The organism is Arsukibacterium sp., assembly GCF_041616895.1.
GTDB lineage: Bacteria > Pseudomonadota > Gammaproteobacteria > Enterobacterales > Alteromonadaceae > Alishewanella.
The window spans coordinates 1-12,882 of sequence record NZ_JBFJPY010000003.1; the positions used below are offsets into that span (position 1 = coordinate 1).

Sequence of the window (12,882 nt, forward strand, 5' to 3'; positions counted from 1 at the left end):
CCCATACCATCAGTGTGTTTACCATAAGGGTCGGGGCTGCCAATCACCCGTAACAATAGTTTGTCGCGGGCTGAGCCAGGCTGCTGCGCCGCTTCTGGTAAATCATCCAGCTTAAAAAACACCCCTTTAGAGGTTCCGCCCCGCATATAAGTGGCTGGAATTTTTATTTGTGGTGCAAACATTTAACCTCCTACAGCGAAAAAAGCGGAACCTCTGCGGTAGAGGGAACTACCGCCAGGCACATTAGTGCCTGCGAGCAAGGAAAAATCGCATTTTTCCGCAGTGAAAGGAGAAAACTGCAGGAGCAGCTTTCTCCGGTAAAAAATTTCACCGCCCCGCATATAAGTGGCTGAAATTTTAATTTGTGGAACAGACATAAGTACTGATCTCTTGTTACGAAATTTGCTTAGTCCGGGCCGACAACCTCTTTCTGCTCATCACAGCAACTCGCCCCAATGCCTACGGCAGGGCTCAGACACTCTGTGATGACATAAAGAGGCATCGGCCCTCCCTTGTCGATGTCAGCTTAACTTGATAGCGCAGGTTGGAATCCCAGAAAAGTCGACACAGAGTGTCTGAGTGAGCGCGCCAACAGCGAAGTGACAAATTCGTCTGGAACGAATTTGAACAGCCTCTGGCTGGCCTCCGGCGATGGGCAGGATTGACCAGCGTAATTGCTGTGGCGAGCTTTTCGGGGAGTTGCAACCGAAGCCTAAACGGCTTCTTGCTATTCGTTAAACTGCACCCTGCAAAAAGTCCTGCGCGAAGCGCTGCAACACACCGCCTGCTTCATAAATAGACAGCTCTTCTGCAGTATCCAGCCGGCAGGTCATTGGCACTTCAAGCGTTTCACCATTGTTACGGTGAATAACCAGGGTTAAGGTTGCCCGCGGCTTGCGCTCACCTTTGACATCATAGGTTTCAGTACCATTCAGTTGCAGCGTTTGCCGGGTGGTACCCGCTTTAAACTCCAGCGGCAATACGCCCATACCAATTAAATTAGTACGGTGAATACGCTCAAAGCCCTCAGCAGCAATCGCTTCAACACCCGCTAATCGAACACCTTTCGCTGCCCAGTCGCGCGATGACCCCTGGCCGTAATCAGCACCGGCCACGATAATTAGCGGTTGGTTGCGCTGCATATAGGTTTCAATCGCTTCCCACATGCGCACTACTTTGCCTTCGGGTTCCAGCCGGGTTAACGAGCCTTGTTTTACTTTACCATCTACCACTGCCATTTCATTAATCAGCTTCGGGTTAGCGAAGGTGGCTCGCTGTGCCGTTAAGTGATCACCACGGTGGGTGGCATAAGAGTTAAAGTCTTCTTCCGGCAAGCCCATTTTATGCAGGTATTCACCCGCCGCACTGTCCAGCATAATAGCGTTCGACGGCGATAAATGGTCGGTAGTAATGTTGTCACCAAGCACCGCCAAAGGCCGCATCCCGGTTAAACTGCGCTCGCCGGCAATGGCTCCCTCGCCTTCCGTTTCCCAGTAAGGTGGCCGGCGAATATAGGTACTTTGTGGCCGCCAATCGTACAACGGGCTTATTTGCTCACCAAAATCGACGGCGACATTAAACATTGGCTCATATACCCGTCTGAATTGCTCAGGCTTAACGCTCTTGGCCACCATGGCATCAATTTCTGCATCATCCGGCCAGATGTCTTTTAAGGTAATGCCATTACCTTGATCATCATAACCCAGAATATCTTTCTCAATATCGAAGCGAATCGTGCCGGCTATGGCATAGGCCACCACTAATGCCGGTGAGGCTAAAAACGCCTGCTTGGCATACGGATGAATACGCCCATCAAAGTTACGGTTACCCGATAACACGGCGGTGGCGTATAAATCACGTTCAATCACTTCTTTTTGGATAACCGGGTCGAGCGCACCGCTCATACCATTACAGGTGGTACAGGCAAAGCCAACAATACCAAAACCCAGTTGCTCCAGCTCAGGCAACAAAGCGCCTTCTTCCAGATACAACTGCACCGCTTTAGAGCCAGGCGCCAGTGAGGTTTTCACCCACGGCTTGCGGGTTAACCCTTTGGCGTTAGCATTACGGGCCAACAAACCGGCCGCAATAACATTGCGTGGGTTAGAAGTATTGGTACAGCTGGTAATAGCGGCGATAATCACCGCACCATCGGGCATTTTGCCCTCTTCAATTTCATATTTACCGGCGATGCCTCGCGCTGCTAAATCACTGGTTGCCAGGCGCGCATGTGGGTTGGATGGTCCGGCCATGGTACGGCCAACGCTGGATAAATCAAACTTTAGTACCCGCTCGTATTGCGCAGTTGTTAAACTATCTGCCCATAAACCTGCGGTTTTGGCATAGGTTTCAACCAGCTGTACCTGCTTGGCCTCACGGCCGGTCAGGGTTAAATAATCCAGCGTTTGCTGATCAATATAAAACATCGCAGCAGTAGCGCCATACTCGGGTGTCATGTTAGAGATGGTGGCTCTGTCACCTAAACTTAAGCTGCTGGCACCTTCTCCATAAAACTCCAGGTAACTGGATACCACTTTTTGCTTACGCAAAAACTCGGTTAATGCCAGTACAATATCAGTCGCCATAATGCCGGGTTGGGCTTTACCGGTTAGCTCTACGCCAATAATATCTGGCAGGCGCATCCAGCTGGCCCGGCCGAGCATCACGCTTTCGGCTTCTAAACCACCAACCCCGATGGCAATTACACCGAGCGCATCAACATGCGGCGTATGGCTGTCGGTACCCACTAAGGTATCGGGGAAGGCGACACCGTCCAGACTATGCACTACCGGCGACATCCGCTCTAAATTGATCTGGTGCATAATGCCGTTACCTGGTGGGATAACGTCGACATTTTTAAAGGCTTTTTTAGTCCAGTTAATAAAGTGAAACCGATCGTCGTTGCGTCTGTCTTCAATACTGCGGTTTTTTTCAAACGCGTCTTTCTCAAAACCGGCATGTTCTACCGCTAAAGAATGATCGACAATAAGCTGGGTTGGCACCACTGGGTTTACCTTAGCCGGATCGCCGCCCTGCTCAGCTATAGCGTCACGTAAGCCGGCTAAATCAACTAAAGCCGTCTGGCCTAGAATATCGTGGCACACTACCCGCGCAGGATACCACGGGAAATCCAGATCGTTTTTGCGATAAATAAACTGCTTTAACGAGTCTGTTAACATCGCAGGATCGCAACGGCGTACCAGGTTTTCGGCAAATACCCGCGAGGTATAGGGCAGTTTGGCATAGGCGCCAGGTTCAATAGCATCTACCGCAGCCTGAGTATCAAAATACTCAAGCGTTGTGCCAGGCAATTTTTTACGAAAGTCGTTATTCATTGCTATTACCGTTCATTAATTGGTTTAACGCTGCGCGGCTCTACGCCAACATAGTCGGCACTTGGCCGGATGATCCGGTTATCCGCGCGCTGTTCCATTACGTGTGCGGCCCAACCCGTTAAGCGGCTGCAAACAAAAATTGGCGTAAACAGTTTGGTGGGAATACCCATATAATTGTAAGCAGAGGCATGGAAAAAATCGGCATTACAAAACAGCTTTTTCTCGCGCCACATTACCGCTTCGCACCGCTCAGATACATCATATAAGCGGGTATCACCATTGGCCTTAGCGAGTTTTTCTGACCAGGCTTTGATCACCGCATTACGCGGATCAGACTCGGAATACACCGCATGACCAAAACCCATAATTTTTTCTTTGCGCTCTAGCATGCCAAGCAGTTTTTGTTCGGCATCGTCCGGGCTTTGCATATTTTCAATCAGTTCCATTGCCGCTTCGTTGGCGCCACCATGCAGCGGCCCCCGTAGTGAACCAATAGCGCCGGTCACGCACGAATGCATATCACTAAGAGTAGAGGCACAAACCCGGGCGGTAAAGGTAGAGGCGTTAAACTCGTGCTCAGCATATAAAATCAGTGACGATTCCATCACCTGAGTGTGCAGCGCCGTTGGTTTTTCACCATGCAAGGTCCATAAAAATTGCTCAGCGGTTGAATTAGCGTCGGTTTCTACTTCAATTTTTTTGTTGTGGTGGCTGTAGTTGTACCAGTAGTTCACCATACCCGGGAACACCGCCAGCATCCGATCCGTTGCATCCTGTTGCTCGCCAAAATTCTGCTCTGTCTCCAGATTACCCAGCATAGAGCAGCCGGTGCGCATCACATCCATCGGGTGAGCCGATGCCGGAATGCGCTCTAATACATCTTTTAGTGCTTGTGGCAGCGCCCGCATTTTTTTAAGTTTAGTTTTGTACTGCGCCAGCTCACTCTTATTCGGCAGTTCGCCTTTTAAAATTAAAAACGCCACTTCGTCAAACTCACAGTTTGCCGCTAAATCTTTTACATCGTAACCACGATAGGTTAACCCCGAACCGCTTTTACCCACGGTTGATAACGCCGTTTTACCCGCAACCTGCCCGCGCAAACCTGCGCCTGATAACTGTTTTGCATTTGCCATTTTCTACTCCAATTCTTTGCTAATTAATCTGTTAACGCTCTGCTGCTGGCTTACTTGTTTTTACCGTCGCTAAACAGCGCATCAAGTTTTTGCTCGAAGCTGTGGTAATTTAAAAAGTCATATAATTCAGCACGGGTTTGCATGGTTTCCACCACCGCTTTCTGATCGCCATTGTCCAAAATAGACTGGTAGACATTTAACGCCGCTTTATTCATAGCCCTAAACGCACTTAGCGGGTACAGCACCATAGCTACCCCAACGCTGGCCAACTCGGCTTTATTAAACAGCGGAGTCTGGCCAAACTCGGTAATATTTGCCAGTACCGGTATTTTTAATGCCTTGGTAAAAGCCTGATATTGCTCCAGGGTATGCACGGCTTCGGCAAAAATGGCATCGGCGCCGGCGGCTTCGCAGGCCAGAGCGCGCTCCAGCGCCGCATCAATACCTTGTTGCGCCAGCGCATCGGTGCGGGCCATGATAAAAAAGTTTTCGTCATCACGCGCATCAACACTGGCTTTAACCCGGTCGACCATTTCATTCAGGCTGACAATTTCTTTATTAGGCCGGTGACCACAACGCTTTTGCGCGACCTGATCTTCAATATGAAAACCGGCTGCACCCGCCCGGCTCATTTCCTTAACGGTGCGGGCTATGTTAAAAGCACCGCCCCAGCCAGTATCCGCATCCACTAATAAAGGTACGCTGGTCGCAGCGGTGATCCGTCTGATGTCTTCACATACGTCGTTTAACGATGTCATACCTAAGTCTGGCAAACCAAAGGAGGCATTGGCCACCCCTGCACCAGAGAGGTAAATAGCCTGATGACCACAACGCTCGGCCATCATTGCGGTATAGGCGTTTATGGTACCGACAATTTGTAACGGTTGGTTTGCAGTAATAGCCGCGCGGAACTTAGCGCCGGCAGAAAGTGTGTTAGCCATATCAGGTTCCCATTTGTTCAAGTTGTTGTTCAATGTTACGCCGCGATGCTGCTATATGGCGGCGCATTAATAAGTCAGCCAGCTCACCGTCACGGTTGGCAATGGCATTAATAATAGCTTTATGTTCATCAAACGCACGGGACACTCGCGGCCCATTCATACCCAGTTGTACCCGGTACATTCTGACCAGGTAGTACAACTCGTCACATAAAATATTAATTAAATAACTGTTTTTGCTTCCCAGGATCACTCGGTAATGAAAATCCAGATCGCCCGCTTCCTGGTAATAACTTTCGCCCTCCCGCACCCTTTGCGATGTCAAATGCTGATCCAGCAATTGACGCACTTCGGTTATCTCAGCGTCGGTCATGTGCTCAGCCGCCAGCTTACACGCCAGCCCTTCCAGATTTTCCCGCAACTGATAAAGCGCCAATAATCCGCTTGTCGACAACCTCACCACTCTGGCACCGGCATTAGGAATGCGTTCAATTAAATGACAACGCTCCAGCCGCGCCAACGCTTCGCGCAGCGGTGCCCGGCTTAAATCAAAGCGTCGCGCCAGCTCGGGTTCACTTATTTTGCTGCCAGGCGCAATATCACCTTCGACAATGGCGCGCTGTATTTCCAGTAAAACCCGGTCGGCTGCAGTAACAGGTTGTCGCAAAGCAGGATGAGCTTGATACATATATTGTCGACATAAATATTTAATAGTGTCTTTTTAAGCTTGTTAATCGGCTATGTCAAGCCGAAGCGAGATAGATTGTCGACAATATACGCCTAAAGTTGTAGAGGTTAGGTAATGGTGTATCAGGTTAAAAACTGAATTGGCTGGATTCGGTTACGACTTTATAAATTATTTTTTAGACTTTATTTTCATTAAATAAATAACCTTTATACCACGTGCTTATAACTAGAGTTTGCCCCTATTTAAGGACAAAGGCTGCAACGATGCGATGCTGCGGTCAAAATCAGGGGATAAGCTGGGCATAACCTGAGCACAAACGGTGGGTAACTTTATGGCTGGTGGTAAATAAACGCCAACGACGAACAGGAAAAAGTGAATTAGGTTTACTACACTTTACCTTACTTTATTTGTAACAGTTTTTCGATAGCGCACGGCTCATTCCCTATGAGCCATTCCCCTAGGCCCAGAACAATTCGGATTGGTTCTGGGCTTCTTTTATCTGCAGAACTTGCTGCTTATCAGGAAAAAAAGTTAGGTCATAACGGTTTATCGTTACGGTGATTATTATCGTTACGCGGCCTTATTACATAACGTAAACAGGCGGTAAAAATTCTCGGTGGTTTGCTCAGCCAGACTATCGACACTGATCCCACGCAACTCGCTAATCGCCTCTGCCACCGCGGTGACATAAGCTGGCTGGTTGGTTTTGCCGCGAAACGGTACCGGTGCCAGATAAGGCGAATCGGTTTCAATTAGCAACCGGTCCAGCGGCAGCTTTTTAACCACTGCGCGAAGCTCGTCGGCATTGCGAAATGTCATAATGCCGGAAATAGAAATGTAAAAACCAAGGTCCAGGGCGGCTCTGGCCATCTCGTAGCTTTCAGTAAAACAATGTAACACCCCACCGGCCTGATCGCCCTGGTGCGACTTTAACAAAGCAATGGTATCGCTACGGGCATCCCGGGTATGGATGATCAGCGGTTTTTTTACCTTACGGGCAACCTCGATATGGCTTACAAACGCCTGTTGCTGCGCCAGTTTTGACTCTGGCGCATAAAAATAATCAAGGCCGGTTTCACCAACAGCAACCACCTTCGCTGACTGACATAACGTCAATAACTGCTCAGGGTCAACCGTGCCGGTCTGATGCAACGGGTGCTCACCGCAAGATACCGATACCTGCGGATACTCAGCCACTTTAGCTGCCATCTCAGCAAACTCTGCCAGACTGACCGACACACACAGCATATGCTCAATGCGTTGCGCCAGCGCAGCATCCATAACCTGCTGCAGGGTCATACCAAGTTTATCAAGCTCTAATCTATCCAGATGACAATGTGAATCTACAAACAAAACAACCTCTGACAAAATAGTTACATGGTATACGTAGGATCGGTACTGTTTTGCATACCGCCGATCAGCTTCTCAATTTTGCCGGATAAGTTAGATTTATCATCGATAAACGCCACCCCAATACCAGCAGGATTAGCGCTTTGCGAACCATGCGGCGCTACCCAGGCTACTTTGCCGGTAACTACCATCGGCTCCAGTGCATCAGGCAACGTGACACTAAGTGCCAGTGACTGGCCCATTTTGTATTGCCGGGCCGAGCGAACAAACAACCCACCATTTTTAAAAAAGGGCATGTAGCAGCGATATAACTCTTTGTTATCGCTAAAGCCCAGGGTCAGCTCTTCCATTTCGTCTCCTGATGTTGCAACAAGGGTTTTAATTCAGTTAATAAACCGGTTAAGGCTAAGGCACTATTTTGCCCTATTATCCGGGTGGCGTCACGACACCAACGCTGATAAGCCGTCAGTACGGCTTGCTGACGCAAAAAGTCTACCGGCTGAGCCAGCCGTTGCCGCAAATAGAACCCCAGCATACCGCTTAACTCTGCTTTGCCATCAAGCTGCTTTACCAGAGCAGCCAACTGTAGCTTGCCACTAAAATAGTCATCCAGCAATGCTATCATCTCGGTAAGACTGCCGGCTTGCTCATTTTTCAGCATGCCTAGTGCTTTGAGCGGAGCGCCCTGACAATAATCGAGCAAAAACGGCGGCAGCGGCGTGTTACTTTGCGTTTTAAGCCATTCGCTCAGCATAGCTTCGCTGCCTGCATGCAATTGCCATTGCTGGCAACGGCTGCGAATAGTCGCCGACAACTGCGAATAATTACTGCTCACCAGGATAATAAAACAACCCGCCGGAGGTTCTTCCAATGTCTTAAGCAAGGCATTGGCAGCCGCTTCGGTCATCGTATCCGCAGCGGGAATAATCACCACTTTGTAGCCTTGTTGCTGGGCTGCGCCGTAGGTAAATTGATTAAGCTGGCGAATAGCGTCAACCCCAATATGCTGCGTTTCAGTTTGCAACACTAATAAATCTGCATGATTACCCGCCAGGCGCAGCAAACAACTTTTACAGGTGTCGCAGGCACCGTCAGGCTGGCGGTTTTTGCATAACAACAAAGCAGCCAGCGCATTAGCCAGCATATCTTTGCCAATACCCGCTGCCCCGGTAAGCACCAGTGCATGGGCCAGCTGCCCTTTGCTGGTCAGCGCCTGCATTTGGTTAAACTGTGGTAATAACCAGGGATACAACTTAGTCATCTGAGTGGCCGGCAAAATGGTTTTGTAGTGCGTCAGTAATGGCTTGCTGCACTTCTGCCAACGGTTGACTGGCATCAATGGTAATAATACCGGGTTCGGTGGCGGCTATTTGCCGGTATTTTTGCCGGGTTCTGACAAAAAAGTCCAGTTGCTCCTGCTCTATCCGGTCCAGTTCGCCACGAGCCGCAGCTCGGCTTAAGCCCACTGCCGGATCGATGTCCAGGTACAACGTCAGATCCGGCCGGGTATTACCTAAAACCGTACTTCGAAGGTTATTAATAAGCTGCTCATCTAGCTGGCGCCCCCCGCCCTGATAGGCCCGGGATGACATATCATGCCGATCTGCCAGCACCCACTCCCCGCGGCTGAGCGCAGGTCGGATAACATTACTCAATAATTGCACCCGGGCCGCGTACATCAGCAGCAATTCGGTTTGTGGCGCGAGTATCTCTGAGTTATCAACCTGTTTTACCAGGGTGCGAAGCTTTTCAGCCAGCGGCGTACCACCGGGTTCACGGGTACAGACTACCGTTAACTGACGTAGCTCTAACCAATGGCGGATGGTTGCTATCGCGCTGCTTTTACCCGCACCTTCCAATCCCTCCACTACAATAAACCTGCCGGGCTTAGTCATCATTTTTTCCCAAAATATACTTCCTTACTGCCGCATTATGTTGCTCAAGGGTCACTGAAAACACATGTGAGCCATCACCACGACTGACAAAATAAAAATAGTCACTGTTATCAGGTTGTGCTGCCGCCTGCAACGCACTGGCACCGACCAGCGAAATAGGCCCCGGTGGTAAGCCATGATGACGATAAGTATTGTACGGATGAGGATTCCGCAAATCAGCATAGGTTATCCGGCCACTGTAGTCAGTTAAGCCATAAATTACCGTAGGATCGGTTTGCAGCCGCATATTGCGGTGTAACCGATTGACAAATACTGAACTTACCAGCGATTTTTCAGCCAGCAAACCGCTCTCTTTTTCGATTAACGACGCCATGATCAGCAACTGATAGCGATTTTGCAGCGGCAGCTCACCCTGTCGCTGCTGCCAGGCAAGATCAAGCTGGCGCAGCAGTGCTTGCTGTGCCCGTTGAACCAAGGCACTGGCCGCGCTGTTTGCTGTATAAAAATACGTATCCGCGAATAACAGACCTTCCGGATGCGCTGGGGGCGCTCCCCAGTCGGCTGGCCAGCTTAACAGCTTCAGCATCTGCTCTGTACTGTTAAGGTCCTGCTGCAAATACTCTGCACCCTGCAATCGCAGCAGGGCCTGTTGCGCCGTTTCGCCCTCGATAAAAGTTAAACTGAACTGAGCCACCTCGCCACTGGCAAATAACCGCAACAACGATAGTAACGTGGCTTGTTCCGGGGTACGGTAGGTACCCTGGCGCAATTGAGCCAGTTCAGGCTGCCACTTTAAATACAAGCGCAACAGGTAACAGTCGTAGGGGCTAAGCTGGCCTTCTGCTCGCCACTGTTGGCACAGGCCGCGGGCACTGCTGCCCGCTTGCAGCTTAAAATAGGGCTCAGCCAGTGCAACTGGCCGTTGCTCCAGTTGGCTAATCCCCTGGCGAAGTAACAACGCCAACGCCACCACGGCGACTAACAACAGCAATAGTATTTTTTTCAGCATAACAGCTTATTACACCAGGTTTTGGCCAGCGCCAGGTCAAGAGGCTGATTATTGTATGATTGCACCGGCACTACCCCCATCAGTGCATTACTAAGCACCATGGCATCGACGTTGTTTAGCTCACTCAGCAGCCAGTTGACCTGTTCAATGTCGGGATGGCGGCTTAGCAAGTGGCTGCGCATAACACCGGCAACGCCGGCCCGGCTTAATTCTGGCGTATACCAGCGCCCGGCCCGATGCAAAAATAAGTTAGCCGCAATTGCCTCGGTGACGTAACCCTGCTGATCGCATACCAGCAAATCATCAACCCCTCGGCCATTGGCTTGGCGCTTTAATAATACCTGTTCCAGCCGGTTACAATGTTTTAGCCCGGCTAACACCGGCTGCACAGCAAGCTGCAGCTCTGCCAGTGCCAGCGTTACGCCCTGTTGCTGCCAGCGGCTGTAATCCGGCAAATTACCCAGACTAATATAGACACTGGCCGGCGCAATGCCAGCCGGGCTGTAACCACGCTGACCCGAGCCGCGCGAGACTTGAATTTTTAATACTGCCTTATCTACGTGCGCTGCGGCAATAGCGTTAACCACCGCCTCGCTGATAACATTCCAGTCTGCAATGTCAATCGCCAACTGCGCTGCAGTATGTTGTAAGCGAGCCAGATGTAATGGCCATAGCTCTGGCACCCCAGCGGTCACCCGCACGGTACTGAAAAAGCCATCACCATATAAAAAGCAGCGATCGTTAGGGCTGATCTCAGGGTTTATGTCAGGGTTTATGTTTGGACTGATAATGTTGGTCACGTAGCGCTATAACAACCGTTAAATAAAGCCGAGTATGCCTTAATTTGCAGATAAAACAAAGGCTGCCGCGGCAGCCTTGGTTGTCGATATAATGCGGTTACATCCGTTTAAACAAGATAGAACCGTTGGTTCCACCAAAACCAAACGAGTTACAAAGTGCATACTCCAGCTTAGCCTGGCGAGCCGTATGTGGCACGTAATCCAGATCACAACCGTCACTTGGGTTATCCAGGTTAATGGTTGGCGTGACCAACTGATCCTGTAACGACATCACGGTAATAATTGATTCAACCGAGCCCGCAGCCCCTAACAGATGGCCCATCATCGACTTCGATGAGCTGACCATCAGGTTTTCAGGTTTAGCACCAAAAATGGATTTAATGGCCATGGTCTCAGCAATATCACCTGCTGGGGTTGAAGTACCATGGGCATTAATATACTGCACCTGATCAGGGTTTACCCCGGCATCATTTAAGGCATTCTTCATAGACAGCGCAGCACCGGTACCGCTTTCTGGTGGTGAGGTCATATGGTACGCATCGCCACTCATGCCAAAACCAACCAACTCGGCATAGATTTTTGCACCACGGGCTTTGGCATGCTCGTATTCTTCGACCACCATCACCCCGGCCCCATCACCCAGCACAAAACCATCACGGTCTCTATCCCAGGGGCGGCTGGCTTGTTCTGGGGCATCGTTCCGGGTAGACAAAGCCCTTGCCGCACCAAAGCCACCCATACCAAGTGGCGTCGAGGCTTTTTCTGCGCCACCGGCTATCATCGCATCGGCATCGCCGTAAGCAATCATTCGGGCTGCCTGACCAATATTGTGTACGCCAGTGGTACAAGCGGTAACAATACTGATATTCGGCCCCTGCAACCCAAGGTTGATCGACAGATGACCCGCGATCATATTAATAATGGTTGAGGGAACAAAAAACGGTGACAAACGTTTGGGGCCGCTGTTAAGCAGTTTGGTATGGTTTTCTTCAATTAATCCCAGGCCACCAATTCCAGAACCAATAGCCGCACCAATTCGTGGGGCATTTTGCTCGGTTATCTTAAGTCCTGAGTCGCGAAACGCCTGAATACCAGCCGCCACGCCATATTGAATAAATAAGTCCATTTTCTTGGCATCTTTAGCCGGAAAATAAGGCTCAATATCAAAATTTTTAACCAACCCTGCAAATTTTGTAGTGTATGCACTGGTATCGAAATGTTCAATAAAACCAATACCACTCTTGGCTTGCTGCATAGCCTGCCAGCTGCTGGTCACGTCATTGCCCAGTGGCGTTAACATTCCCAGGCCGGTCACTACCACACGACGTTTTGCCATCGTGTCCTCCGTCTTAGCAAATTATATCTGTCGTGAAACGAAAACGGGTAGCTAAGCTACCCGTTTTACAAGCTTTTCGCTTACTCAGCGTGGGCTTTAATGTAGTCAATCGCCGACTGAACAGTAGTGATTTTCTCAGCTTCTTCGTCAGGGATTTCAGTATCGAATTCTTCTTCCAGCGCCATTACCAGCTCAACAGTATCCAGTGAGTCAGCACCTAAATCGTCCACAAAAGACGCTTCGTTCTTCACTTCGTCTTCTTTAACGCCCAGTTGCTCGATGATAATTTTCTTAACGCGATCTTCGATGTTGCTCATCTTTTCTTCCTTTTTCTCATATAAATCGCAACAATTCGTGCAATTTTGTGTGGCGCTAGTTTATGCGTAAGCAGCAATTGT

At 49.8% G+C, this 12,882-nt stretch carries 13 protein-coding genes; all 13 read right to left on the minus strand.

Annotation, left to right across the window (positions count from 1 at the left end):
* Nucleotides 1–182, minus strand: a 182-nt coding sequence (locus ABY802_RS01020) for a PrpF domain-containing protein (protein WP_372625149.1), incomplete at its 3' end; no start/stop codon positions are given.
* A 552-nt stretch (nt 183–734) separates the two neighbouring features.
* Nucleotides 735–3,335: a Fe/S-dependent 2-methylisocitrate dehydratase AcnD gene (gene acnD, locus ABY802_RS01025; RefSeq protein ID WP_372625150.1), complete on the minus strand. Its 2,601-nt coding sequence runs from the start codon at nt 3,333–3,335 to the stop codon at nt 735–737.
* A gap of 5 nt (nt 3,336–3,340) precedes the next feature.
* Nucleotides 3,341–4,468 carry a 2-methylcitrate synthase gene (gene prpC / locus ABY802_RS01030; protein ID WP_372625151.1) on the minus strand — a complete coding sequence of 376 codons (1,128 nt, stop codon included), beginning with the start codon at nt 4,466–4,468 and terminating at the stop codon, nt 3,341–3,343.
* A gap of 50 nt (nt 4,469–4,518) precedes the next feature.
* Nucleotides 4,519–5,409: a methylisocitrate lyase gene (gene prpB / locus ABY802_RS01035; protein WP_372625152.1), complete on the minus strand. Its 891-nt coding sequence runs from the start codon at nt 5,407–5,409 to the stop codon at nt 4,519–4,521.
* Between the two features lies 1 nt (nt 5,410).
* Nucleotides 5,411–6,094, minus strand: a complete 684-nt coding sequence (locus ABY802_RS01040; RefSeq protein ID WP_372625153.1) for a GntR family transcriptional regulator — start codon at nt 6,092–6,094, stop codon at nt 5,411–5,413.
* Between the two features lie 570 nt (nt 6,095–6,664).
* The gene (locus tag ABY802_RS01045) at nt 6,665–7,447 is read right to left on the minus strand and encodes a TatD family hydrolase (protein WP_372625221.1); all 783 of its coding nucleotides are present in this window, start codon (nt 7,445–7,447) and stop codon (nt 6,665–6,667) included.
* Between the two features lie 20 nt (nt 7,448–7,467).
* Nucleotides 7,468–7,794, minus strand: coding sequence for a PilZ domain-containing protein (locus tag ABY802_RS01050; RefSeq protein ID WP_290610616.1), 327 nt, complete (start codon nt 7,792–7,794; stop codon nt 7,468–7,470).
* Nucleotides 7,782–8,705 (minus strand): DNA polymerase III subunit delta', encoded by a 924-nt coding sequence (gene holB / locus ABY802_RS01055; protein ID WP_372625154.1) that lies wholly within the window; start codon nt 8,703–8,705, stop codon nt 7,782–7,784. The genes ABY802_RS01050 and holB overlap by 13 nt, the downstream gene beginning before the upstream one ends.
* Complete coding sequence (tmk, locus tag ABY802_RS01060; RefSeq protein WP_372625155.1) at nt 8,698–9,342, minus strand: dTMP kinase; 645 nt, start codon at nt 9,340–9,342, stop codon at nt 8,698–8,700. Before tmk ends, holB begins: the two co-directional genes overlap by 8 nt.
* Nucleotides 9,332–10,348: an endolytic transglycosylase MltG gene (gene mltG, locus ABY802_RS01065; protein WP_372625156.1), complete on the minus strand. Its 1,017-nt coding sequence runs from the start codon at nt 10,346–10,348 to the stop codon at nt 9,332–9,334. The genes tmk and mltG overlap by 11 nt, the downstream gene beginning before the upstream one ends.
* Nucleotides 10,342–11,148 carry an aminodeoxychorismate lyase gene (pabC, locus tag ABY802_RS01070; RefSeq protein WP_372625157.1) on the minus strand — a complete coding sequence of 269 codons (807 nt, stop codon included), beginning with the start codon at nt 11,146–11,148 and terminating at the stop codon, nt 10,342–10,344. Before pabC ends, mltG begins: the two co-directional genes overlap by 7 nt.
* Before the next feature lie 97 nt (nt 11,149–11,245).
* Nucleotides 11,246–12,484, minus strand: a complete 1,239-nt coding sequence (fabF, locus tag ABY802_RS01075; protein WP_372625158.1) for a beta-ketoacyl-ACP synthase II — start codon at nt 12,482–12,484, stop codon at nt 11,246–11,248.
* Nucleotides 12,485–12,564: 80 nt separating this feature from the next.
* The gene (gene acpP / locus ABY802_RS01080) at nt 12,565–12,801 is read right to left on the minus strand and encodes an acyl carrier protein (protein ID WP_027670184.1); all 237 of its coding nucleotides are present in this window, start codon (nt 12,799–12,801) and stop codon (nt 12,565–12,567) included.
* Between the last annotated feature and the right edge of the window lie 81 nt (nt 12,802–12,882).

What these genes read in the sequence shown, in the direction of transcription:
- mltG (WP_372625156.1), bottom strand. Translation starts at nt 10,348, where the DNA reads ATGCTGAAAAAAATACTATTGCTGTTGTTAGTCGCCGTGGTGGCGTTG.
- ABY802_RS01040 (WP_372625153.1), bottom strand. Translation starts at nt 6,094, where the DNA reads ATGTATCAAGCTCATCCTGCTTTGCGACAACCTGTTACTGCAGCCGAC.
- acpP (WP_027670184.1), bottom strand. Translation starts at nt 12,801, where the DNA reads ATGAGCAACATCGAAGATCGCGTTAAGAAAATTATCATCGAGCAACTG.
- ABY802_RS01050 (WP_290610616.1), bottom strand. Translation starts at nt 7,794, where the DNA reads ATGGAAGAGCTGACCCTGGGCTTTAGCGATAACAAAGAGTTATATCGC.
- holB (WP_372625154.1), bottom strand. Translation starts at nt 8,705, where the DNA reads ATGACTAAGTTGTATCCCTGGTTATTACCACAGTTTAACCAAATGCAG.
- tmk (WP_372625155.1), bottom strand. Translation starts at nt 9,342, where the DNA reads ATGATGACTAAGCCCGGCAGGTTTATTGTAGTGGAGGGATTGGAAGGT.
- fabF (WP_372625158.1), bottom strand. Translation starts at nt 12,484, where the DNA reads ATGGCAAAACGTCGTGTGGTAGTGACCGGCCTGGGAATGTTAACGCCA.
- prpC (WP_372625151.1), bottom strand. Translation starts at nt 4,468, where the DNA reads ATGGCAAATGCAAAACAGTTATCAGGCGCAGGTTTGCGCGGGCAGGTT.
- prpB (WP_372625152.1), bottom strand. Translation starts at nt 5,409, where the DNA reads ATGGCTAACACACTTTCTGCCGGCGCTAAGTTCCGCGCGGCTATTACT.
- acnD (WP_372625150.1), bottom strand. Translation starts at nt 3,335, where the DNA reads ATGAATAACGACTTTCGTAAAAAATTGCCTGGCACAACGCTTGAGTAT.